General features: G+C 46.6%; 18 protein-coding genes. 5 read left to right on the top strand and 13 right to left on the bottom strand.

The annotated features are described in order from the left end of the window. The first annotated feature begins 220 nt into the window (after positions 1 to 220). From EZE20_RS05195 to EZE20_RS05210, 4 genes are all read left to right on the top strand, one after another. On the top strand, positions 221 to 2,080 hold the full coding sequence (locus tag EZE20_RS05195; protein WP_132115238.1) for a M61 family metallopeptidase: 1,860 nt from the start codon (positions 221 to 223) through the stop codon (positions 2,078 to 2,080). A 483-nt stretch (positions 2,081 to 2,563) separates the two neighbouring features. Next, positions 2,564 to 3,574, top strand: coding sequence for a phytanoyl-CoA dioxygenase family protein (locus tag EZE20_RS05200; protein ID WP_132115240.1), 1,011 nt, complete (start codon positions 2,564 to 2,566; stop codon positions 3,572 to 3,574). A gap of 120 nt (positions 3,575 to 3,694) precedes the next feature. After that, the gene (locus EZE20_RS05205; RefSeq protein ID WP_132115242.1) at positions 3,695 to 4,480 is read left to right on the top strand and encodes a sialate O-acetylesterase; all 786 of its coding nucleotides are present in this window, start codon (positions 3,695 to 3,697) and stop codon (positions 4,478 to 4,480) included. Next, entirely contained in the window at positions 4,459 to 4,857 is a 399-nt protein-coding gene (locus EZE20_RS05210) for a VOC family protein (protein WP_132115244.1), read from the top strand. Before EZE20_RS05205 ends, EZE20_RS05210 begins: the two co-directional genes overlap by 22 nt. A 72-nt stretch (positions 4,858 to 4,929) precedes the next feature. Here EZE20_RS05210 and EZE20_RS05215 read toward each other — a convergent pair whose 3' ends face one another. The 11 genes from EZE20_RS05215 to EZE20_RS05265 all read right to left on the bottom strand — a co-directional run bounded on the left by EZE20_RS05215 (position 4,930) and on the right by EZE20_RS05265 (position 20,241). Further along, positions 4,930 to 7,794 (bottom strand): PVC-type heme-binding CxxCH protein, encoded by a 2,865-nt coding sequence (locus EZE20_RS05215; protein WP_132115246.1) that lies wholly within the window; start codon positions 7,792 to 7,794, stop codon positions 4,930 to 4,932. 27 nt (positions 7,795 to 7,821) lie between these two features. Next, positions 7,822 to 8,679: a sugar phosphate isomerase/epimerase family protein gene (locus EZE20_RS05220; protein WP_132115248.1), complete on the bottom strand. Its 858-nt coding sequence runs from the start codon at positions 8,677 to 8,679 to the stop codon at positions 7,822 to 7,824. A 431-nt stretch (positions 8,680 to 9,110) separates the two neighbouring features. Next, entirely contained in the window at positions 9,111 to 9,974 is an 864-nt protein-coding gene (locus EZE20_RS05225; RefSeq protein WP_132115250.1) for a dienelactone hydrolase family protein, read from the bottom strand. 258 nt (positions 9,975 to 10,232) lie between these two features. Next, entirely contained in the window at positions 10,233 to 12,431 is a 2,199-nt protein-coding gene (locus EZE20_RS05230) for an alpha-galactosidase (protein ID WP_228713564.1), read from the bottom strand. Positions 12,432 to 12,559: 128 nt separating this feature from the next. Further along, on the bottom strand, positions 12,560 to 13,291 hold the full coding sequence (locus tag EZE20_RS05235; RefSeq protein ID WP_132115252.1) for a DUF2490 domain-containing protein: 732 nt from the start codon (positions 13,289 to 13,291) through the stop codon (positions 12,560 to 12,562). A 48-nt stretch (positions 13,292 to 13,339) separates the two neighbouring features. Further along, positions 13,340 to 14,413 carry a c-type cytochrome gene (locus EZE20_RS05240; protein ID WP_132115254.1) on the bottom strand — a complete coding sequence of 358 codons (1,074 nt, stop codon included), beginning with the start codon at positions 14,411 to 14,413 and terminating at the stop codon, positions 13,340 to 13,342. Between the two features lie 65 nt (positions 14,414 to 14,478). Further along, a complete protein-coding gene (locus tag EZE20_RS05245; protein WP_132115256.1) occupies positions 14,479 to 14,703 on the bottom strand; it encodes a hypothetical protein in 225 nt (74 codons plus the stop codon). After that, complete coding sequence (locus tag EZE20_RS05250) at positions 14,681 to 14,929, bottom strand: hypothetical protein (protein ID WP_132115258.1); 249 nt, start codon at positions 14,927 to 14,929, stop codon at positions 14,681 to 14,683. The genes EZE20_RS05245 and EZE20_RS05250 overlap by 23 nt, the downstream gene beginning before the upstream one ends. Before the next feature lie 7 nt (positions 14,930 to 14,936). Then, entirely contained in the window at positions 14,937 to 15,263 is a 327-nt protein-coding gene (locus EZE20_RS05255; RefSeq protein ID WP_132115260.1) for a rhodanese-like domain-containing protein, read from the bottom strand. A gap of 216 nt (positions 15,264 to 15,479) precedes the next feature. Further along, positions 15,480 to 18,932, bottom strand: coding sequence for a PVC-type heme-binding CxxCH protein (locus EZE20_RS05260; RefSeq protein ID WP_132115262.1), 3,453 nt, complete (start codon positions 18,930 to 18,932; stop codon positions 15,480 to 15,482). Positions 18,933 to 18,996: 64 nt separating this feature from the next. Beyond that, positions 18,997 to 20,241: a GDSL-type esterase/lipase family protein gene (locus tag EZE20_RS05265; protein ID WP_132115264.1), complete on the bottom strand. Its 1,245-nt coding sequence runs from the start codon at positions 20,239 to 20,241 to the stop codon at positions 18,997 to 18,999. A 506-nt stretch (positions 20,242 to 20,747) separates the two neighbouring features. On the opposite strand from EZE20_RS05265, the gene EZE20_RS05270 reads away from it, so the two are divergent. Beyond that, the gene (locus EZE20_RS05270) at positions 20,748 to 22,319 is read left to right on the top strand and encodes an autotransporter outer membrane beta-barrel domain-containing protein (RefSeq protein ID WP_132115266.1); all 1,572 of its coding nucleotides are present in this window, start codon (positions 20,748 to 20,750) and stop codon (positions 22,317 to 22,319) included. Between the two features lie 58 nt (positions 22,320 to 22,377). On the opposite strand, the gene EZE20_RS05275 is transcribed toward EZE20_RS05270, so the two are convergent. Further along, positions 22,378 to 22,818, bottom strand: coding sequence for a helix-turn-helix transcriptional regulator (locus EZE20_RS05275; RefSeq protein ID WP_132115268.1), 441 nt, complete (start codon positions 22,816 to 22,818; stop codon positions 22,378 to 22,380). Between the two features lie 56 nt (positions 22,819 to 22,874). Beyond that, entirely contained in the window at positions 22,875 to 23,702 is an 828-nt protein-coding gene (locus EZE20_RS05280; protein WP_165933411.1) for a helix-turn-helix transcriptional regulator, read from the bottom strand. Positions 23,703 to 23,779: the final 77 nt, after the last annotated feature.

A 23,779-nucleotide genomic window follows, 5' to 3' on the forward strand; every position in this document is an offset into this window, starting at 1 on the left:
TTAACCCAGCCAAACGAAAGACTTCCTTCCAGGCTTGGCGTCATTAGTCGCGTAAAATCTTCCATGAAAAATTTATGTTTACAGTTGTCCCGTTTTATCCTGAAATTTAGCCGTTTGTCCGGGTAATTCTAGTAAGAAGATACTTATTTATATTTACTTTGCGTTACAAGTGTTTACACTAATTTTTACCTGAACATTAAATAATTCTATTTTTCAAAGAATGAAAACAGCAAATTATCTGATTCTCCTTGGACTGCTTACGGTCAGCCTTTCGGGATTCGCCCAAAAAGAATACCAGTTTTCTCTTGACCTGACGCAGCCAAAAGACGATAAGCTTACGGTTGAGCTGCTGACACCACCCATTAAGAAAAAAACGGCGGTTTACAATTTACCCAAAATTGTGCCGGGCACGTACTCTATCAATAATTACGGCTCCTATGCCAGTAATTTTCAGGCATTTGATAAAAAAGGAAATCCTTTGAGCGTAGAGCGCCTGGAAAAAAACAGTTGGAAAATTGCCAAAGCAAAAAAACTGCACCGCATTTCCTACCAGATTGATGATACCTGGGATTCGCCGGAAATCAAAGAAGACGTATTTGAACCAAGTGGGACCAATATCCAGGAAGACACGATTTTTGTGTTGAATTCATTTGGCTTTTTCGGGTATTTTTCGGGCATGGAAAAAATGCCTTACCGCGTGAGCATTACCAAACCCGACGGGTTTTATGGCTCGACCGCGCTGGTCAACCAAACCAAAGGGAATGCTGGTCCGGACGTATATGTTACCAGCGACTACCACGAGCTGGCCGATGCACCTATGATGTACAACCGGCCCGATACGGTTTGGCTTAAAGTGGGCAATGCCGATATTCTTGTTTCGGTGTTTTCGCCCAACAACAAGTTCGCTACCAAAGATTTGGCTGCTGATATTTTACCGGTACTGGAAGCGCAGAAAGATTATTTGGGCGGAACTTTGCCGATTGACAAGTATGCCTTCATCATTTACATGTCTGACCGCAAAGACCTCACCCGCTACGGTGCGCTGGAACATTCGCTGTCATCGTTTTATTATCTTCCTGAAACTTTTTCGGCTGCCCAATTGTCGGAAACGATGAAAAATGTGGCCGCTCACGAGTTTTTTCACATCCTGACCCCTCTCAATATTCATAGTGAGCAAATTGGCAATTTCGATTACATACAGCCACAGATGTCCAAACACCTGTGGCTGTACGAAGGCCTGACCGAATACGCTGCACATCATGCGCAATTGCAGGCCGGAATCATCGATTTGACAACCTACCTGGATCGCCAAACTGAAAAAATTGAAAATGCCCGCACACGATACAGTGATACGCTGTCTTTTACGTTGATGTCAGAAAATGTACTGGAAACCTACAAAGACGAATATGCCAATGTTTATGAAAAAGGGGCGCTGATCGGACTGAGCCTGGATCTAAAACTACGGCAGCTGTCGGGTGGCTCCTACGGAACAAAAGATTTGATGAAGGATTTATCCAAAATGTATGGAAAGGATAAATCATTTAAAGATGATGAGCTATTTGATCAGATTACTAAACTAACCTATCCGGAAATCCGCGAATTTTTCCGTCGTCACGTAGAAGGGGGCGAGCCGCTTCCTTTGAAAGAATTGTTTGCTAACATCGGTATTACCTTTGAAGCCGAAGGGCAAAAGCAGGAAGTAGAAAAAGCGTTTGGTGTAAATTTTGCCCTTGTTCCCGGCACAAAAAACATCATGATTGCCAACACAAGCATGGCTACGGATTTGGGCAAACGACTGGGTTTGCAGCCAATGGATGAGATTGTGGCAATAAACGATCAGCCGTTTACAGTGGAGACTTACGCGACTGTGTTGCAGAGCTATGACGAAGAATTTAAGAAGGGTGACGTGGTATCGTTTACCGTAAAGCGCAAAGCAGCAGCCGATGAGGCTTCGGAAGTAAAACTTACCGCCGACCTGCGCGAAACGACGATTACTTTCCCAACCCTGGAACCTGTTGCGAGTCCTACGGCAAAAGAACTCGAATTGCGCAAATCCTGGATGGGTGATTCGGCCAGGTAATTTATAACTTGTATTCTATCAAAAGCCGCAGAGTTCGTTCTTTGCGGTTTTTTTTATAGAATCGTGAATGTATGTTTTTACAAAATAACAGACGCAGGCAAGATCACTGAAAATAACGGCGACGTAAATAATCCGTTACTTTTCTAATTCTCACGTTCAACCGGAGTGGATTTTGTGGAATAAAATAGGTAATGCAGTGGCTTTTACGGGCCTCTTTTCAATTATTCTGTAAGCTCACCACCAAAGGCGTATATAAACCTCAGGTAGCCCAAAAATTGTAAAGAAACTTCCAATTTCAGCTTGTATTCTATTCGGCTAGACCAGGCGATGACAGCGTAGTGGCTCAAATTCACAGAGTTGATACAATGCCTTTTACTAACTATCCTCAACTATTCTCCAATAATTAGTAGTTTTAAAGATTATTTCCCAGGACGTCCCAAAAGCGGCAATGTTCAACCAATCCCCTAACTTAACACACTTCTTATGAGTTTATTAGCGAAACTGAAACGAAAAGCAACTCAGGTTCAGGCAGACCTGTTTCCTCCGACTGAGTTTGATCCAAAAAAGCTACCCTGGATCGATCATTCAGCTGCCGATGTTGCAGCGTTTGTCCGACAGTTTAAACCCCGTTTTCCTCTGACCTACAATCTGGAAGAGAAATTGAGATTCTGGCAGAAAAATGGGTATGTAATTTTGGAGAAAGCCATTTCTGATGAGTTGATTGCGCGCTATTGGCAAGATGTGGAAGAGTTGCTGGAACATCCCGAAAAGTATAAACTCATGACTCGTATTGACCTTCCTAAGTTTGAGCCCAATCAGGAACGGCTGATCGGCGAATTCCCCAAGGAAGATCTAAAAGGAAAGTACGTAAAGCTTAACGATTTTCATCATTTGTCGGAGACTGGCAAAAACCTGATGACGCATCCGGCAATTACCAATTTTCTGGAAGCCATCTTTCAACAGCAGGTAGTGGTCATGCAAAGCCTGACGTTTATGTACGGGAGTCAGCAGCCTACGCATCAGGATTTTCCGTGGGTAACCGCCAAAATCGCAAGTCATTTGGCTGCGGCATGGATTCCTCTGGAAGATATTACGATTGATTCGGGTCCGTTGTACTACTATGTGGGTTCGCACAAACTACCTAAATTTAATTTTAGCAACGGAATTTTATTCACGAACCGATCCAAAAGAACACCGCTTGAATTTGCCAATTACCTGGATACGCAGTGCGTGGCACAAGGCTATCCAAAGGAAACCCTCCTGATAAAACGCGGGGATGTGCTCATTTGGCATTCGGCATTGGCCCACGGCGGCGGCCTGATTACAAATCCGGATAAGACCCGCAAATCGTTTGTTTGCCATTATTCTACCAAAGAAGCCTTGCCTTTTCATCGCTTCAAACCTCAGCAGGAACCTGTTGTTCAAACCTACAATGGTGTATCCATCTACAAACATCCTGATTACAGCGATCAGGAGAATATTTTACCTGCATAAAATAAAGCAACGAAAGGAGAAAAACGTCTGCTGATGCTTTTCCAAGTACATTGTCACAAAAACGAGACGGTCCTGGGGCCGTCCTTTTTTGTAGTTTTCAAGTCAAAACATTAGTAGTGTATGCAGCTTTTGAACAAACGTCCGGGTATTTTTCTTTTAGGTTTTTTTAGCTGGATGCTGCTCTCGGGTGCACAGCTTGCTCCCCGAAAGATGGATCTCTATCTGTTAATCGGCCAATCCAACATGGCGGGCCGCGGCGCAGTAGATGCTCATCAGGCAATGCCGGGAATATGGGCAATCAATGCGGAGGGGAAATGGAAGGAGGCCAGCGATCCGCTGCACTTTGATAAACCAGGAGTTGTGGGCGTTGGTCCGGGCCTTGCTTTTGCAGAGGCCTTAAAAACCTACGGACATACGAAAGCAATTGGCCTGATTCCCTGTGCCGTAGGTGGCAGCGGAATCGACGATTGGCAACCGGGCGCCAAACATGCCCAAACGGGGATTTACCCCTATGACGCGATGATTGAACGGGTGAAAATAGCTACCAAACAGGGACGAATCCGGGCTATTCTGTGGCATCAGGGCGAGTCGGATAGTTCTGTGCAGAAAAGCGAGGTGTACGAAAAAAAACTGGAACAATTTTTTGAACGGCTCCGCAAAGAGTTGAAGGCTCCCAAAACGCCGATACTAATCGGGACGTTGGGAGATTTTTTTGTCAATAAACAACCACAGGCTGCCACCATCAACCAAATAATGACTCAGTTTCCGCAGTCGCATCCGAATGTATACATGGTTTCTGCTGCCGGGCTAACCGACAAAGGCGACCAAACGCATTTTGATACGGCTTCGGCCCGGGAACTGGGAAAACGATACGCAAAAATATTATGGGAAGTACAGAAAAACTAAATGTAATTGGAATCGATCATCCCGCAATTGCCGCTGATGATGTTGAATTTCTCAGCGCCTGGTACTGTGAATTTTTGGGGTATGAGAAATGGTTCAAACACCCAAAACCCGTTTGGATGCTGAAAGCACCGGATGGTACCTTACTGGAAGTAATGCCCAAAGATGATACGCTTCGTCAGACGCGCACTACCTGGACACCGGGCTGGTCGCATTTGGCGATTCGAGTTGCCGATATGGAGCAGGCCGTAGCATTTCTGGATCGTAAGGGAATTCGCTGGGAGAGTGAAATAATTGAGGCAATTGGCGGGGGAAAAGTCCGTACCGCGCTGGATGGAGAAGGAAATATGATCCAAATTCTCGAACGAGGCCCCATCTAAGCTACCTTTCTAACGAAAATTATTGCCCTGCACTTTCAGGTTAAAATTTATCTGAAAGTGCAGGGCATTTGATTAAAATTGGAGTAAGTAACTAGAAATGTCGGCTAATTTCTGCTCATCCAGCCCCAACGCCGTAGGGTCGGGCATGAGCGAGTTGGGAAGCTTTTCCCGCTTTACTACCTGATCCGCTTTTAGCGTATGCCGTTGTCCGCCTGCATCTTTGACGACAATCGTTGGCCCGTCGCTAAGCAGAAAACCGAAGATACTTTCTCCTTTTTTGGTCGTAAAGGTGTAGGCCTCATATCCAAAAACCATGCTGGCCGAAGGGTTGATGATGGCATCAAGCAGGCTTATTTTATCAAATTTTTTGTGAATCATCGTCAGGTCCGGACCAATGTCCCCACCGGACTCCCCGTGGGTATGGCAGGAAGCACAGTAGGTTGTAAACAGGGTTTTGCCCTGAGCGGGGACGGAGCTCATTCGGGCAATGAAATCAACTTTCAGCGCCTTGCCATTGCGGGTAAAATACTGACTCGCCAGCACCCGAACGTTCTGATCCGGATTGTTGAAAAGTGTTTCACCAACGGCGTTTGAAATAGATCCGCTCAATTGTCCCTGCGATTTCATTTCGATGAGCATATTGCCACCATTTGGGTCCTGAGCCATCCGCAAAGCGGCTTGCTGACGCTCCTGGTCGGTCGCGGTTTTGTTCATAACCACCTTTCGCAATTCTATCATTTCCTTATAGGCTGGCGTCATACTTTTTTCGGCTACTTCTTCCCAGTCATATACCTGTGACCAATCATTGGTTTTGCGGAAATCAAGCCACCAAAGTGCCATCGTTGAGACATCAGGCAAGGTAGAATTGGTCAGCGAAAGCATGGCATCGGCAGCTTCTTTTTGTGGAATAAACGCCAGAGCTGTCAGGGCTTTGCGGCGCTCCGTATCGCTTACATTCGCAGAAGAAGCCCTGATTTTAAGATCATCCACAGCTGATGAAGGATGTAGGCGCCAGGTTAGATTGGCCCGGGCGGCAGACCATTCGGTAGGTTTGGAGTCAAAGGTCTCTTTTACCAGCGCATAGACGGCCTCGGTTTTTCCGTCGGCAGCGGTCCCCAATGCTTCGAGTTCCCAGGGATCTGTACCCTGAAACCGGGAAATGAGTTCGTTAAGTATCGGTTTACTTTTCTCAAACGGAATATCCCTCAGGGCAACACTCACCTCCCGTCGATTGGCGGCATCGGGATCACGGGCGAGGATGGTATAGATTGACAGGTCGGGGTTATTTGGGTCTTCAATGGCGCGTAAAGCGCGGAAAGCCGTCAGGCGTTGTGCGGCTTCGGGAGAACTGAGCTGTGATCTGACGATCTTTTTACCTGCCGGTCCGAGCTGCGCCAGTAGATATATGGCTCTTGCCCGGTGGTAGGGATTGGGGGCGGTAAGAAGTGCCGCCACCTGATCGGCCACTGCGTCGCCTTTGGACCGAAGTCCCTCAAAACCCAGCATTCGTACGTTTACTGCCGGACTTTTCAAGGCGTTCAGCAGTCCGGATACGGTGGTGAGATCCAGTGTAGGGGTCCGAAGTTTTTTACCTTTGGGTGTAATTCTAAAAATTCTGCCGTATCCTTTTTTATCCTGCATGGCATGCCCGCCCACGATGGGGTCGTACCAATCGGCTACGTAAATTGCTCCATCGGGCCCCACGGCAACATCGGACGGACGGAACCATTTTCGGGTGTCGGTATCGGTCTCAAACCACTCGTAACGCTCGGAGGCTTTGGGAAAAGAACGGATAAAATCGGTTCGGTTCAGCTCAAATCCAGCGCCTTTACTAACGGGTTTATAGGAAAAAATAACATTGCGACCCGCCTCACAGCTCAGCAGAGTGCCCCGGTTCTCTGCCCCCAGCTCATCCCCTTCGTACATCACGATTCCGGTGGGAGAGCCGGCGCCGGTATTATCTCCGGCCGGCATTACACCGGGATCTTCCTGATGCCAATGCGCATCAAACATCGACTGTCCGGGTCGGCGGTCTGCCTGCCAGTAGCGGGTACCATCCGAGGAAAAATAACCGGCATTTCCATTTTCGGGCAGGAACGAAACCCGGCAGGTAATCACCTGATCGTCGTTGTCATTTTGCCACATGTTGCCGTAGCTGTCCAGACAAACTTCGTAACTATTTCGGAAATTGTGCCCCATCACTTTAAGCCCCGTTCCATCCGGGTTGATACGCAGGGCGAGTCCGCCTACCCAAACCCGGCCATCGTCGGATTTTCTATTGCCTTGATTTGATGTACTATACGGAGTTCCTCCGTAGTATAAACTCCCGCTTCGGAGCGTCCAGCCGCTTTTGTCCGTAACGGTATGAGGCCCGGCATTTCCGGTATTGAAATAGTAGCGGCCATCCGGCCCGGCCACCAGCGAATGCAGCGAATGATCGTGGTCGAACCCTCCGAAACCCGTCAGAAATACCTCGCGCCTGTCGGGTTTGTCATCGCCGTCTTCGTCGGTATACACAACTAAATTTGGGGCGCAGGAAACAAAGACTTTGTTGCCAATAACGGCAATACCCAAAGGCGCAGTCAGCAAAGTATCCTGCACAAAAACCGTCGAAGTTTCGGCTTTGCCATCCCCGTCACGGTCTTCAAGAATCATTATCCGGTCACCCTTGGAGGCATGCGACAAACGATCCTCGGGGTTGGTTTTAAAATCACGATAATTCACCGCTTCGGTAATCCAAACCCGGCCTTTGGCATCAATATCCATATTCGTTGGATTGTACAGCATCGGTGCTTCGGCCCAAAGTGTGGCTTCCAGATCATCGGGCAAATACAAGTGCGATGGATCTTCGGTAGGTTGAATCAATCCTAACCCAAGCCCCCCGGCCAGTAAAAAAAAGCCGCTGAGAGCCCAGGTACTCTTTTTATTTAACTTCATATATCAGGTTGTTAACGAAAATTCAATTCAGGAAAAAGTAAACAGACGTTCCAGAAACGCGCGGTTTTGGCGATGGCATTCTACCATATCTACGCCTTTTGGCGTGGCCCATTCAATTTGCATCCAGCCGCTATACTCAATTTTTTTAATTGCTTCCGCGATTCGGGTCCAGTCAAGTGTACCTTCCCCAAGCCTTTGACCATTTTCTTTCATGTGAATTTCACAAATCATGTCTTTGCCCAGAAACAGAATTTCTTTATAAATATCATAGCCGGCGTCTGCCGAATTCCGGAAATCGTAGTAAACCTTTACCGCAGATGAACCTACGGCTTCAATAATCTCAACGTGTTCCTGAGCGCTCAGGTAGGATTCTATCCCGAGAGTAACACCCTGTTTTTCGGCAAAAGGCGCTACTTTTTTCAAGCGCTCAATTACCATGGTTTTCCCGGCTGAGTCGCTGCGCAGATCACCATTATTAAAAAATGCCAGCAAAACAATCGGCGCTTTCAGTGCTTTGGCAGCCTCTACACTTTGCCAAACCCATTCTTCGGTTTTGGGCTCCGATTTATAGGGAACGCGGTTAAGCTCACCGATTGCCAGGCTAGAAACCGGAATTCCCGATCGCTGTGAAGCCTGTTGAATGGATTTAAGCGTAGCCGCATCGGCTAGTCCGCGTTCGTTTTCGGATGTGTTAAAACTGATCTGCAGCCCCTGCAAACCAATTTGGCGGGCAACCTCAAAGGTTTCGACATGCATGCGCTTGCCAATAGACCAATCGCAGGCACCTAAATGGTACAGGGGCTTGAAAAGTGGCAAAGAGGGAAGAGAAAAACCGGCACCTGCCAGCAGGACCGCTTTTTTTAAGGCTTCTCGACGATCAATCATATTTTCAGGAAGTTGTATAGATAGGTAAAAGCAAAGTATAGCCCAAATCTTTAACCAAACTCCCAAAAAATATGCAGAAAATGACTAGATATTTACAATAATAGCTAAAATGTCAGGGATGCTAAAAATATTAACTATGTATAAGTAAAGATGTCTAGGCACCAGAAGAAAGTTATTTCTAATGCCCAGACAATCATAAATACACTCAATTACCAAAGTAGCTGTTAGGAATTAGGTCATTAGCCATTAGGGGATATGTTATTGTAAATCAAGACTTTGTGGTACTTTCAGACATAATTTAAATTTACTCAAATACTTAAGTAATCGTGCAGAATTAGATTATACTGTTTTACACAAAAAATTTATTACAATACCCTGAAAATCAAGTAAATAAAAAAGCTAACAGCTAATCGCTAAATGCTCATAGCTACTTAAATGACGTATTTTTCAAAGAAGTCAATTGTTCGTCGCCACGCCAAAGTAGCCGCCTTTTCATCGTAACGGGCGGCAGAGGTATCATTATGAAACGCGTGATTTACTCCTTCGTACATATACATTTCGAAGGTTTTTCCGTGGGCTTTCAAGGCATCTACATAGGCTTTGGCGCCTTCGTTGACGCGTTCGTCGAGTCCGCCATAGTGAAGCTGCACGGCGGCCTGAATTTTTGGAACTTCCGAAGTTACGGGCTGACGACCGTAAAAGGCAACAGCCGCTTTCAGTGTGGGAACCTGAACTGCCAGGTTATTGGCCATGGCACCTCCCCAGCAAAAACCCACACAACCAAAAGCTCCGGTCGTGTCTTTTCGAGTGGATAAATAGTCAAAAGCTTTCGCAAAATTGGTGATGCTTTCCTGAGGATCGAGTTTGGGAAAAAGTGCCCGGGCTTCATCTTCATTGGCAGGTTTGTCGGGCAAAACAGAAATGGCATTGGGGGCAATTGCCAGAAATCCAGCCTGTGCGGCGCGCCGGGCAACATCCTCAATGTGTGCATTCAGGCCCCGGTTTTCGTGGATAACTACCACAGCGGGATAGGATTTTTTGGCCTTTGCATGTCCCGCTGCCGGATAGGCTACGTAGGCACGCATCGTACCGCTGACAGCCGGATAGGTGATGTACTCGGTGACAAGGTCTTCGGCGGTGGTTTGGGCCTGAGCGTAATTTCCTTCCAGCGAAGGCAAAACCGCCAAAGCGGCTGTCATTCCACCCGTTAGCTTACTGAGCCGGCCCAGAAACTCCTGTCTGCTTAGGGGTTTGTGGGTATATTCGTCGTACAGATTAATAATCTCCTGCTTCATAGCGTTTGGTTGTGATTTAGGTATGTATAAATGTACAAACTTTTAATACGAATTAAACTTTACTAATTGATAATAACTGAATCACTAATTGTCACGAGTTTACCAAAATGCGTTGTGGAAATTCTATTAAATCCTGTCATAGTTTTTTTATTAAACCGTGTTCAAAATTCAATAAATATATACGAATGAGATAGCTGGATTAGGTTTTCAGCGGGAATTGGATTTGAAAAGTTACAGATATTTATAACAAATGGCTCTTTACTCAACGACAAACCAGCTGTACCCCTCCGCTGCCAGCCTGACTGGTAGCTCTACTTCAAAAGCCCGGTTAAGCGTCAACGTTTGTGTAGCTCCGTCCATTTCCCGAATGCGTGCCTCCGTAGTTAGGCCGGTGTAGTAAAGAGGTATACGAATTTTGCGGGTAATGGGCTGTTTTAAGGGATTGTAGAGCATTATCAGGGCTTTTTGGGGTAGATTTGGATCTACATGCATGATTCCGTCCCAGTCGCGGCCATCGGCCCGGCGCAGGTGAATAATGTCAGCATTCAGGATCTGCCGGTAGGTTTTGTACCAACTTACGACTTGTTGTACGGTGGCTTTGGTTTCCGGCGTATCGTAAAGCCTTGGTCCGCGGTAGCAGGCCTGAACGCCCGCGCCATAGTACTGCATCATGAGCTGCAGGTAGTCGGTAAGATGTTCGCTGAGAGGTTCAAGAACGGCCTCGGGTCCGCCGCCCTGATACTTAGTCAGGGGCACAAATCCCCATCCCATCGAAGGAGTTTTTTCCCAGGTACCATCAAAGATATTTTGCCGGTTAAGAATCTTTTGTTGCTGCCTTGAAAGGGAGAAGTTTACTTCCCGGTAACCAATCGCAATTTTGTGCGTACCATCCAGAAAATACCAATCCGGAGCGTTAATATAGACGCCCCGTTCGTTCAGCCAGCTATAAAGTTCTTTTTGTAGCTCCATCTGCGCCCAGCGGGAATCCGCAAGACCCTGATGTCCGGCATGCATGGTGGAGGCGCACAAATCACCGGGGTAGGGGCCGTCGTGTTCGAGAAGGTCAAAGCCGGTTTTGGAAATAAACGTTTTGATTTTTTGTATATAATCCAGGCCCCACTGACTTGCCAGACAAGGCGCATGACCAAATTGGGCGCCTTTGTTGGGCAAACCCGAAACGGGGTCAATCACGTCAGTGGCATCGTCGATGCGCCGACTGCTAAACAGTGAATAGCCCCCCAGTTTAATGCCTTTGGCGTGGGCGTAGTCTGCCAGTTGCTTAAATTTCAGAATGTTAACTGCTGATGTGTCCTCCATATTCAGGCCACTTCCGAAGCTCAGAATGACGAGTTCATAGCCTGTTTCTGCACATTGATCCACGACGGCTTTTACCTGCTCAGGCTCCGTACTGACCAAATGCATAAAAATCGGATTTTGATTGATCCAGGGTGCAATGCTCCGGTACATGCGTCGCCGGGCCAGCCCATTTCGTTCGCGGTCGTAGCCATCCAGCAGAAGTTCATAGCTTTCTACCGAGCGGATGCTTTGGCCGGGTTGTAGCGTTTGACCAATTCCGCCTTTGGGATAAACCTCCAGCAAACAGGGTGTGTCATAGTTGTAATTTACCTGCGAGCTATACAGCGAATCACGTTTCCAGTGCGTCGCCTGATCCGAAAGTTCGTAGCGCATGGCGTTATTGAACGCGTAGGTGCTTTCCACGTACAATTTCTGCGGTTTTTTCATTTGGTCCGGCGAGCCTACCACGGCCGATTCTTCTTCGGGAGTGGCCAGAATTTCGTGAACAATCTGATCAACAACCACTGGTTTCTGGCCAATTGACTGCACCGTAACCCACTTGGAAAGTACCGGCATACCATCGTAAACAGCATAGTGTACCTGCACTAAAACCTCGGGAATTTGTAAGGATGTAAAAAATAACGTCACTTGCTGTCCTTTGAGCAAAGCCGTAGAGGAAGACCAGGTGGTAGGTTTCCAGGCTATACGAGGAGTAAAGTCAGTTATTTTGAAATCAATGAGTTGAAAATCAGAAGTATTGGCGCGCAGGGTATCAAGCCATTCTTCCCGGAAATAGGCATGTTCCCGTTGGCCATACAGCCCGCCAACGGCATGCGTTTGCCCGTTGATCGTAACCCGTGCTTCGGGCCTAAGGGAGCGAATAAATTGCTCCTGTGTTTTGAGATTCTGAAAGTCAACCGTGGCTGCATTGGGAGACAACCGGATGCGGCGTTTGATCAGTCCGTTGCCAAGCACGAGATCTTTGGCCTGCGAATCCTGAAAAATTCTGGCCGTATAAGGCTGAGAGTCAAGCAGCCAATCAGGCTGAGGATCGGTGAAAGTTTGATAAATCGGGAGTTGTTTAAGTTTGTCAGAAAGTGATTGTGCGTGACTCGTGGTACAGACAAAAAACAACAAACCTAAAAATAGAAAATGGCGCATGATGACAAGGGCAAGAGGTTTCGGTTTAGAAATGAAAAGAACCGTTTTTTTTGCCTATTTCCAAACAGATTTTTTAGAAATAATGACTGCTTACTTTGCCAGTTTTACTTTTTGAACAGTTCCAGGTTCTACGGGTCCCGGGCAAGATTCACGCTATGGTAGAATGTCAGCCGGACAATGTCGCGTTGAAAGGACTGAGGTTTGTCGGTGATTGGCTGTTTTAAATGCAGGTAGCCAATTTCGGTAGCAAAAACAGGAGAAAATCTCTTTTCAAGGCACACGTACACCCGGTTTTGATCGAGGTCACCAAAAAGATTAGTTCCGGTTGTATTGACCAGGATTTCGTCCGACACCCGCAAAGCAAGTTTGGCAGGTTTGAGCAGGTAACTGAATTGAAGCCGGTAGCGATGCCGGAATCGGAACGTGTAGGTTTGGTCTTCGGCAATTGGTTTTGTGCCTAAAAAACGCTGTTCCGTACGAATGCGGCCATTTAGTTCAAAGGTTGGATGCAGGAATTCTGTATTGTAAGTAAATTCCTGTACCCCGCGAAACTCAGGTTTGGCCTGACGCGGCGATACTTGTGGATCATTAGGCCGTTGGAGCGAATGCGTAAAGCCTGCTGCTAGTTGAAGTTTCGGACGGATTTTGTAGGCAAGCCGGCTGTGAAAAATCGCCTGATGTTGTTTATTATTACTGAAAAAATGCCGGGTATCGGCTTCATTTTGCCAGGTTAAGCGGGGCGAAAAATGGAGTGTATTGAAATACCGAATCCAGTAAAAAGACTGATGAATATCCTGCGCCTGAATATCTTGAAAGGAATTAAAGCAAATAAATAAGCAGAGAAATATTCTTGTGGCCATACACCTAAATTCTATTCGTCAGGCTAATTACATGGTAGCAACCCTACGCTATTTTTTGTTTGCATGTTCTTTTTTCCACGCCTGAATCGGGCCGTAGGGTCCAAATTTATGCTGTTTTTCGGAAAATGGATCTGCATAGGGACCAAACGGATGATCGAATGGTTTGGCGGCGATGTCGGGCCAATCGGCCGACAAATCTTTGGCAGGCCGGGGTTGAGAATTAACAAATGCGGCTACATCCCACGATTCTTCGTCAGTAAGTTGCGGATGTTCGTAAGTAATGCCGAAAGGCATGTTGTACTTTACGTACCCTGCAAAATTTGAAATCCGGTAAAGCCCTGCACCGGAGTTGTAGCTGTGCTCGCCCCATAGCGGTGGGTACGTATAGCTCTTACCGTTGGCGGCCATCACTCCTTCACCATTTGCCTGATGGCAGCTTTGGCATTTTAATTCGTACACCTGTTTACCCGCTACCGGGTCCGTTGGCCGGTCCAGATTTTTTAGTTTATATATGCCTGAACCCCGGGGAGTAGTTTTCGCAGGAACATCCGTACCCACCCAGGCAATGTAGGCCAGAATGGCCTGCATTTCACGACTTGTTGAATCCAGTGCTTTTCCGTTCAGACTTCTTTCAAAGCAGTCATTCACCCGTTTTACCTGATTTTCAACCTGCCCGGAGCGCGCTCTGAATTTTGGATAATTTGCCTGTACGGCCAGATAGTTGTTGCCCCAAGGCTGCGTTCCGGCATTTAAATGACAGTTTTGGCAGTTCATACCGTTGGAACTTGCGAGCACGCTTCCCTTCGGGCCGAGGTAGTCGGAGGTGTGCGCTATGAGTTCACGACCATATTCCACAAGTTGCCGCTGTGCCGGGGGCAGTCGCAGCAGGCGCCTTTCGGAAGGTGCGGTTAGAAGATCGGTAAAGTCAGGATTGGGTTGTTCTGCCGGGACTTCGGCCTGCACAGATTTTTGCTCAAACCAGTTTGGAATCCCAAAATAGTACATACCAATGATCCCGAGGGTTGAAAGTACCGAAAGCACAAAAAGCGTATTGAGTACTTTCAGGGTTCGAAGCAGGCGTTTGGTAAATGGGTTGGGTTCTGTTAGAGGTTTGTTTTCCATGCAAGAAAAAGTGGTTTTAGAAAATTAAAAATCAATCAGAGAAAGAAGGGTAGTGTGGGTAAAAACTATATACTATCAGCCGACTTGCCGCCCAGCTTCTGGCTCAGATTTTCGATCAGGTCAGTTAACAAATAACCCATCAACAATCCATAAGGAACCATCGTTTGCCACTGCGATTTGAGTGGACACGTTCCGGTCAGGCAGCCAATTTGGCTCCAATACAGGTATCCACCCAAACCACCGAGCAACGTACCGGCAATTTTCCACTTATAAAGGCTTAACTTCTTCATAATCAATTTCTTTTGTTTCAGCTGTATTGTCTTTGATAGAGCGTCCGGGCACCGAACAACCGGCGGTTCCGCAGCATCCGACGTTAAAAATTGCCTGATAGCCCAGGAAAGCCGCCATTACTCCAAGCCATGGCTGCTGATCGATAATGGCCGAATATCCAATCCATAGAGCCATGGCCAACCGTAATACGCGGATAAAATCCCAGTTTTTGAGTAGTGTAGTCATGATTCGATCAGTAGGGCCAGCTCATGATTCCTCCCGAAAGATTATACACTTTTTCGATGCCTGCATCAGCCATCAAACCACAGGCCCGGGCACTGCGGTTGCCGCTCCGGCAGTACACAAGATACGTTTTATCTTTGTCGAGTTGTCCGATTTTCTGGCCAAAGTCAAAGCTCATCATGTCCAGGTTGCGGGCTTTTTTTATCGCATCCTGACGAAATTCGCCTGCTGTGCGAACGTCAAGAATCACGGCGTCAGGATTTTCCTGCATCAGTTGCTGGAATTTCTCGGCGGATGCATTTTCATATTTTTTCTTAGTCTTAAAAAAATCAAACATGGTCATTTAGATTTACGTGATAATTAATTCTAAGACAAAGGTGAATAATTGCAATGGTCGAAAACGTGATAATTGTTACAAAGACATTTTTAATTTGATTATTCTGAGTAAAAAAACAGATACTTGCAGACGGACCCGTAAATTTTTAGGTATTTGGCAAAAAAGAAACGCATGCAGCGCCCAACAGGCGCTGCATGCGTTTTGCTTTGAATTATGCTACCTGCTCATCACGAGCCGGGTTTGGGCTCCGCCGGATGGGGCATCCTGCAATTGAATTTTCAAAGATTCTTCCACAAACACTCCCCGGTCAATACTTACAGTGAAGGTATGTACACCTACCGGAAGGTTCGTACTCAATAGTTTGTTTTGAAGCTTCACCTCTTTGCCCATGACCCAAGCTGAAATTCCAGCGCTTGAATTAAATTCGAGCGCAAGTACACCCGCACTAACTACTTCAAGGTCAAAACGGACAAAACTATATTTTTTATTGGTGCCGGCATCAATTATTGGGAGGTCTGCCATAGGAACATCCCCGGCTACTTTACTAAAAACTGGGAAAAAGGCACTCCGGGCACTGATTTTGGCAATATAAACCGGACCTTCTGCGGCTACACTTTGCCGGGTTCCGAGTGTCGGACTGATCGTTTTCCAGTTGCGGATCAGGCGATTATTTGGAACCCGGAAAGGTCCTGATTCACCCATTTTAGAAAGGAATGCGACGAGGTTTTTAAATTCTTCCTGACTTAGACCAGCGGTTAGGGCCGGTGGCATAAGCGAGCCAGGAATTTTCTCAATCGCCTCAACCTGACTTTTGGGTATAGATACTTCCTGCCCGCTTACATCCCGGATCACCAGATCGGCTGTGCCGTTACTCACCAGATAACCCATGGTTTCTCCTTTGTCTTTCTTAATGATCCGCTGCAATTCATAGCCTTCTTTGATGGAAAGATTGGGGTATAAAATGGAGCGAATGATCGTTTCTGCGGGAGAGCTTGTACCCAGGCTGCTCAGATCGGGGCCAATTCGCCCGCCAGCTCCTCCAATGGCGTGACAGGTTTGGCAGGCCAGGTTGCTTTGCCGGTAAATGAGTTCACCTTTGGCGGCGTCTGCCGTGGCGATGCTTTGGGCCAAACTGCTGATTTCGGCGTCGGTAAGTTCCTGAGGCATTTTTTCAATAGGCAGTACGCCCCCTGACGCTTCAAGCGCCTGAACGAGCATCAGCACGTCTTCTCCGTTTCGACGGTTAAAGGGTACCGAACGCTGAAGAATTTTCCGGCCTTCCATAGCGGCCTGTTCCGGAATATTCTGAGAATTCAAGGCAGTTGCCAGTGCTTTGGTCGCCACTTTATTTCCCAGAAATGCTTTGTATAAGTCTGTGACGTCGGTTTCAGCAGGCAGACTCCGCAGGAGTTCTGTTGCAATACGAGCGGCCTGCGGAGCATTTGCAGATGCAAGCTGTGCAGTAGCAGCCAACTTCAAATCGACCGGATTTTTGCCGGTAGTCATTGCCAGTAAGGCGGTGTTTGCCTCTTCGCTTTTCATCAAAACCAAAGCTGCCAGAGCAGCCTGACGGACGCTTTTGTTTCCTTTTTGTGCCAAACTTACAAGTTGATTATTGAGCGCATCAAGCCGCCAAAGGCCGATGAGCCGGATAGCGGAATTTTTAACGGCATCGTCTTCGTGGGTAATGAATTGGCTAATGCGAAGGATATCGTCAGCAGGAACTACGCCCCGCCTTGCGGCATCTTCCAGCGTACTGAGTTCGTTGGCAGCATGTTTGGATTGGGTTGAAATATCCTGCACTGCTTTATTGAATAGCTGTGTTACATCAGTCGGTTTGCCAAATTTAGCGATCGAACCAAGAACATCCTTTCGGTACTCTTCCGGAATCTGATCCGTTGCATATAGTCCGGTAAGTTGTGAAACTGCCGAAGCACTGCTGGTAGATTTCAGTGCAAATACTGTTTTTTTGACATCTCCAAAATAATTTGGAGTAGTTTTCAACTGCTCAGCCCACAAAGGTTCTGATTCACGAACGGTTTGCCACAGGGCAAAATCCAGAAATTCATCCATTGGTTTATCCAACACTGAAAGTGCAGTACGGGCAGCCTCCGGCGTTTTTACCTTTCGAAGGGCGATGACACTTTCGAGCCGAACTTGCGGTTGACTATCGGTAATGGTTTTGGAAAGCAATTTTTCAGGATCTGAAAGACGCGGGAACCACAAATCCAGCGCCCGAACGGCAGCGGCTCTTGCCTGCGGTTTTTGGGCTGCCAGCAGCGTTTGAAGCAAAGGTTCGTTCAGTACATCAAACGTTTGGTGCATCCACAGAGCTTCCAGTAAATGGTGCTCGTAGTCGGCCTGTGATTTGTCAAGGTCCTGTACCCATTTTTGCAAGGCAGGAATCACCTCCGCTTTGCCGCGTGCTTTCAGTACCTGTTTGGCCTGTGCGCGGGTCCAGTCTTCGGGTAGTTTCAGGGCTTCCAGGAGTTCAGCAATTGTGGCTTTTACCAGATTTGGCTTTTTGACCAGGGGTCTGTTTTTTGCCACAATGCGCCAAATCCGCCCCCGCTGCTGATCGCGGCGCGGGTCATGAAAATCTACTTCGCCGTGCTGGATAATTGGATTGTACCAATCCGCTACATAAATCGCTCCGTCGGGTCCGACGGAAATGTCTACCGGTCGAAACGCCACGTGATCGGTCCATAAAAGGTCTTCCACTTGCCGGGAAGCATATCCGCTGCCTTGTTCTTCCAGCTGAAAACGATTGATGCGATTTGCCCGGAAATCGTTAGTTATCAGGCTGCCCTGCCACGAATCCGGAAGGTGCCGGCCCGAAACGATTTCCAGACCACTGTGTTTGGGCTGCCCGGGATTGAGTCCACGGAGAATCCGTGCCGCGCCGGGGGCAGTTACAAAGGTTGCTCCCGGAAAGGCATAATTGATTCCTTCGCCACCTGCTCCATCGGTAAGGAATGATTGTCCCCAACGGTCAAACTGCAAACCCCAGGGATTGATCAGCCCACGGGCGTAGACATTCATATCCAGATTTTTGGTGTTGAGCTGCCACACGCCACCGCCTTCCAGTCGTTTGACGCCAAAGGGAGTTTCTACGTGGCTAAATATATAAATCGATTGATTGAAATATAAATGTCCTTCGGGACCCCAGCGAAAAGTATGAATCAGGTGGTGCGTATCGGCCGTACCAAACCCATGCGCAATCCGCCGTTTTTTATCTGCTTTCCCGTCGCCATCTGTGTCCATAAAGTGCAGGATTTCGGTTGAATTAGCTACGTACACACCGCCATCTCCCGGCAAAATCCCCGTTGGAGTAATGAGGCCCTCGGCAAAAATCGTTGATTTGTCAGCTTTCCCGTCACCATCCGTATCTTCCAGAACGAATATTTTATCATTGGCTTCCTCGCCCGTTTTCAGGTGCGGATACGCCGTACTGCTTACCACCCACAAACGTCCTTCGGCATCCCAATTCATCTGTATAGGCTTGGCGACAAGTGGCTCTGATGCAAAAAGTGTAACTTCAAAACCATCGGCAATTTTAAAGGATTCCAATTCCCGCTGTACATCCGGATCGGGATCATCGGAGGTGGAAACGAGCGGAGCTGTGGCGGTAATAAGTACCAAAAGTGGCAAAAAGCAGATTTTGGTCATAGTGCTTCGGGAAGCAAACCATAGGCTGCGAAATTTATCAGTAAAAAAAGAGTTGCGATTCATGCTATTTCACCAGACTAAGTTGATACACATTTGATTTTGGGAGACTTTTAAGCGCAATTTGTCCTTCCAGCCATTTTATTATAAGACTATGTTCTTCCAGTCCCTGCGCATGACGTCCCTGTTCATAGGCACGAAAGCCCAGAATGTAGGTTCGGTTCAAGGGTCGGTATTGAAAAAAGAACTGTTCATTTTTTTTGATAATCATTTCCCGAATAGCAGCAGCTTGTACAAATGCAGGCCCTTCTGTTATTGAAATCCCTTTTTCCCATGCGTGTGAAGTAGCCGTTGCGACCAATTGATTATTAACCGTGAGGGCATATACACCTTTTCTTAAACCAGAAATAGCGAGGGTAGGGAGCATACCATCTGGTAGTTGGCCGGACTGAGGAGCAGGAAGCGGCAGGTAACCGGGCTCCATTGCAAAGCGTATGATGGAGTTGGGCTCTGATTCCAGGATTTGCACTGATGCCGGAGCTTTTACTCCGTTTTTTTTCATTTGCAACGAAACCGACTGTGAGCGTGGGGTCAGGCCCAGATTTTTTTCTAAAATACCCGCCAAATGGTAATATCCCAATTCGTTCAAATGAACGCCATTTTCCAGGATAGATTGTGACTTACTGATCTCTGTCAGCGGGGTCAGGATATCCACATACCGAAGTCCGCGGGTTTTGGCAGTCGCAGAAATTTCGGCGGCATAGCGTCTCAAATCAGCATTTCTTCCCGACACATTGGCCGACGAATCGGCATATTGTACCGGCGTTGGTGAAAGCAGAATGGAGGTTGCGCCCAAAGAGTCGAGGTGGTCCAGCAATTTTGTTAGTCCTTCCCTGAAACGGGGCAAACCTGATTCTCCCTCCTGCGCCTCTACACCGCCATACGCTACAAAAACCAGCGTTGGCTGAGCTTTATTGAGCTGATTCATAAGGTGTTGGTAGGGTGTGGGAGGATTGGTAAACGTGCTCCGGGCTTCTCCCCATACATTATCTCCCGTCCAGCCAAGGTTTCGGAATGTAATGTTTCGACCGGCATAGCGAGTTGTCAGGGCGAGTTCGAGATAGCCAAACTGAAAGTCATTTTCAAAAATGGAATTGCCCAGAAATACCACCCGTTCCTGCTCTTTGAGTATAAAGGCGTCCGCAGAAGTAAGCGTACTTTGGGTTGTTTTTTGGGCAAAAACGCTGCCGAAGGAAAGCGCAAGAAGTACTACAAATGGCCCACAGGCGGCCAACACCTTTTTCTGTTTCATACAAAATGGATTCAACTCAATCGTTTGGGTATACTAATGTGAGCAATTAGACAGAATGATTATGTAAAAATAAGTTACTAATTTGAAAATATGATCGGTCTGTTCCATAAAAAGTCCGGAACTCAATTCTTATACTAGGAAAAAAGATGTGTCTGTCCACTGGAAACTCTGAGTTTGAACTGAAAAGAGCTGGAAAATTTAGGTCGAAATTTTAAAATATAACATGTAGGCGCTTTATCTGCGCACTGGAAGTACCAAGTGTTTTCATTCACCTGTCTTTTCCAGTCCTTACCAGTTGAAAATAGTAGACTAAGTCTTCTTGCAAACCTAAAATGTCGTGCACGTCTCAATTTCAGATTATACCACCTGAAAATGGAAAAATACCTGATGACCAGGAAAGCTAACCAATTACTCAGTATACAAATTTTTTTATATAGATAGGTTTAACTTAGCAAACTGTGGAACGCTCCCGGAAAAACTTCACCCTAATAAACCCGACAAAATCTATGAAATCTCTGCTACTTTTTTTCTTCGTACTGATCGCCACTCAACTCAGGGCTCAAACTATTAGAGTTGTGGAGCCTGTTGTCAATAACTTCGGAACAGACAATATATTGATTGGTAGTTCGGCAGGAGCCGTCAACATGACAAGTCAAAATAGTGTAGTTATTGGCAAGCACGCAGGGTTAATCCTTACCACAGGTTCACACAATATAATGATCGGACGAAGTGCGGGTGGCTTTACTCAAACCGGAGGATTTAATGTTTTTATGGGTTATAATTCCGGCTTCGGCAACACCGTCGGAAGTCATAATGTTTTTTTGGGCCACCGCGCCGGGGAGGGCAACAACACTGGTTCCATGAATGTCGCAATTGGTAGTGTTACTGGTTTTCGCAATGGCACCTTTGGCAGTATTGGCACCAACAACATAATGGTAGGTGATAGTGCTGGTTTTAAGAATTTTGCAAGTAACAATGTATTTATTGGTGGTAAGTCAGGTCACAACAATACCACAGGATTACGAAATAATTTTCTGGGACGGAGTGCCGGATTTCTCAATACAGTCGGACGGGACAATATATTCCTGGGAAGTTTTGCTGCCTATTACAATACAATTGGCTCCGAAAACATAGTGATCGGAAATTTTGCCGGACAGCGCAACCAACAGCCGGGAAGCATGGGTAGTGCCAATGTCCTGATGGGCGATAGCACGGGCTATAAAAACACGGGTGATCGAAATGTTTTTCTGGGTAAATCCGTAGGGTTTCAAAATACTGCCGGTTCGGGCAATACTTACGTTGGTTTTGGGACGGATGGCCTGGGAAATCAAGGACCCACCTTACAGCGAGCTACGGCTATTGGTCATAATGCCAAAGTGGGTGTTCAGGATGGCATGGTGCTGGGTGATACCTCACAGGTGAAAGTCGGAATTGGCACGGCGTTTCCGAATCAGCGGCTCACTATCCGGGGGAATATCAACTTTTTGGCTTTTGACAATTCCATACAGATTCAGAATCGACCACTTTTGCAGTGGGATGAGCGAGAAAATCTGGCCTTGGGATTGGATGTTGCGCTAAATTCTGACCAAAAAAATACCTTGATCCTGGGCAATGAAGGCACAAAACTCGGCATTGGCACCCATACCCCACAGGCGAAGGTAGAAATCAATAGCGGGCAAGCGGGTAATTCAGGCTTGGTATTTTCTCAGCTTAAAAATCAGCAAACAGACCAAAAGTTCCTTACAGTAAATCAGGATGGTTTGGTTGAAATACAGGATATTTTGGTACAGGCGGCTGATCCGAATTCCTGGGCTGATTATGTGTTTGAGCCTTCGTATAGGCTGCTTCCTTTAGCTGATTTAGAACGATTTATTCATGCCAACCGGCATTTGCCAAACTTTCCATCATCCGAGCAAATTGCACAAGCCGGTATACCACTTCAAGAATTCCTGTCCCTTCAAACCAGGAAAATTGAAGAATTGACGTTGTACATTATCGACCTGCAAAAAAGTAATGAAGAACTTGCAGCGCTTCGGCAGGAATTAAATGAATTACGACAGATAGTTCTGAAAAAATAAGTACCGCATTTCAAATCCCTGAGCAGGCTGGTGAGGCAGGTACGCCTCACCAGCCTGCTCAGGACATAAGCGAACTTTGTAATTGCGTGTAGGCATGAAGTGCTTCCCGGGAATTGGATGCTCCCAACATCCTATAAATCTTTTTGATGTAATAGCGCATGCCATTGACCGAAATATTCATTTGCTGCGATATTTCCTGGTAGGTACAACCCTCATCTAATAACTGCAAAATCCGAATATCCCGAGGCTTCAGGGATTTTTGAATAGGAGCGCCAACCCGAACCACAGGCAATAGACTGGCATCTGTCGTGGAAAACATCAGCTTGCTGGAAAATCTTTGCTGTCCTTTGTCTTTTATTGACAATGAAAAATGTCGTGTATCTAAAATTTGAATTGTAAAATTTTGCTGTAGCGCATCAATGAGTGTTTCTAGTCCTACGGAGTTTTCCATAGATAAAGTGATGCTCTTTTGGCTGTTCAGTGTGTTTGAGGGTTCCATAGATAAAAGTTGTTTAAGACTACTGAAAAATGAAAATGTACGTGTTTCGGTTTGAATCACAAAAGTGTGCTGCTGTGTTGACGGTGACGATTGAATATTCGTAAAAATCCGGAAGGATGACTGTACCCAAGCATGTAGGCAATTTGGGAAAGAGAATACTTTTCTGATTGCAGCAACAGATCAGCGTAGGCCATTTTTTTGGTTAAAAAATGTTGATGCGGACTTTCTCCGAATAATTCCTGAAAAAGCAATTTGAACTTACTGATGCTCATGCCCGTACGTCGGGCCATTTCCTGCACCGACGGAACAGGCACATGAAAGGAGTGACTGATCCGCTCTTCCAGATCCAGAATGAGCTGACATTCATTATCCACGGCAACATCCAGGCCAGGTTTATGCAATAACTGACTGATTTCCTGAATATACGAATAGAGTTGTTGGGCAAAGTACGTGCGGGTTAGCAAACGTGGAAAGGCACTTACCATGTAGCGTAACCGAAAATCGCGGTGACGCAAGGCAAGTATACTTTCTTCCTTTTCCCATTGAAGTGCCAATAATCGGGCACATTCAGCAAATTTTTCCAGGGTTAGAGATACATTAAGCTCCTGGATTAACCATTGATAACTTACAAAGACATACCCTGTAAGCTGCCTACTTTCAAGAGCAATCAGTACATGTTTGCCTGCCATCCGGGTAGTGATTTGGTTACAAATAGGTTCAATACTAAGGGGAGATTTCAAGAGAAAGCCCATGAAATGCGGTTCAAAAAGTGCGTCATTTGGTTCCAGTTGAATAATATTTTTAAGGTTCAGGTAGGAAATCTCTTCCTGACTTTCAAGGCCGTGAATGATTCGTTGATTAAGAATTATTTTGTTATCTATCATTGTGTGTAGGAGAGGAAGTACATGCACAAGTTCAATAGATTCTATATGTGTTGAGAAAAGTCTACACAAAAAGGGTG

Origin of the sequence: Arundinibacter roseus, assembly GCF_004348825.1 — a bacterium.
GTDB lineage: Bacteria > Bacteroidota > Bacteroidia > Cytophagales > Spirosomataceae > Arundinibacter > Arundinibacter roseus.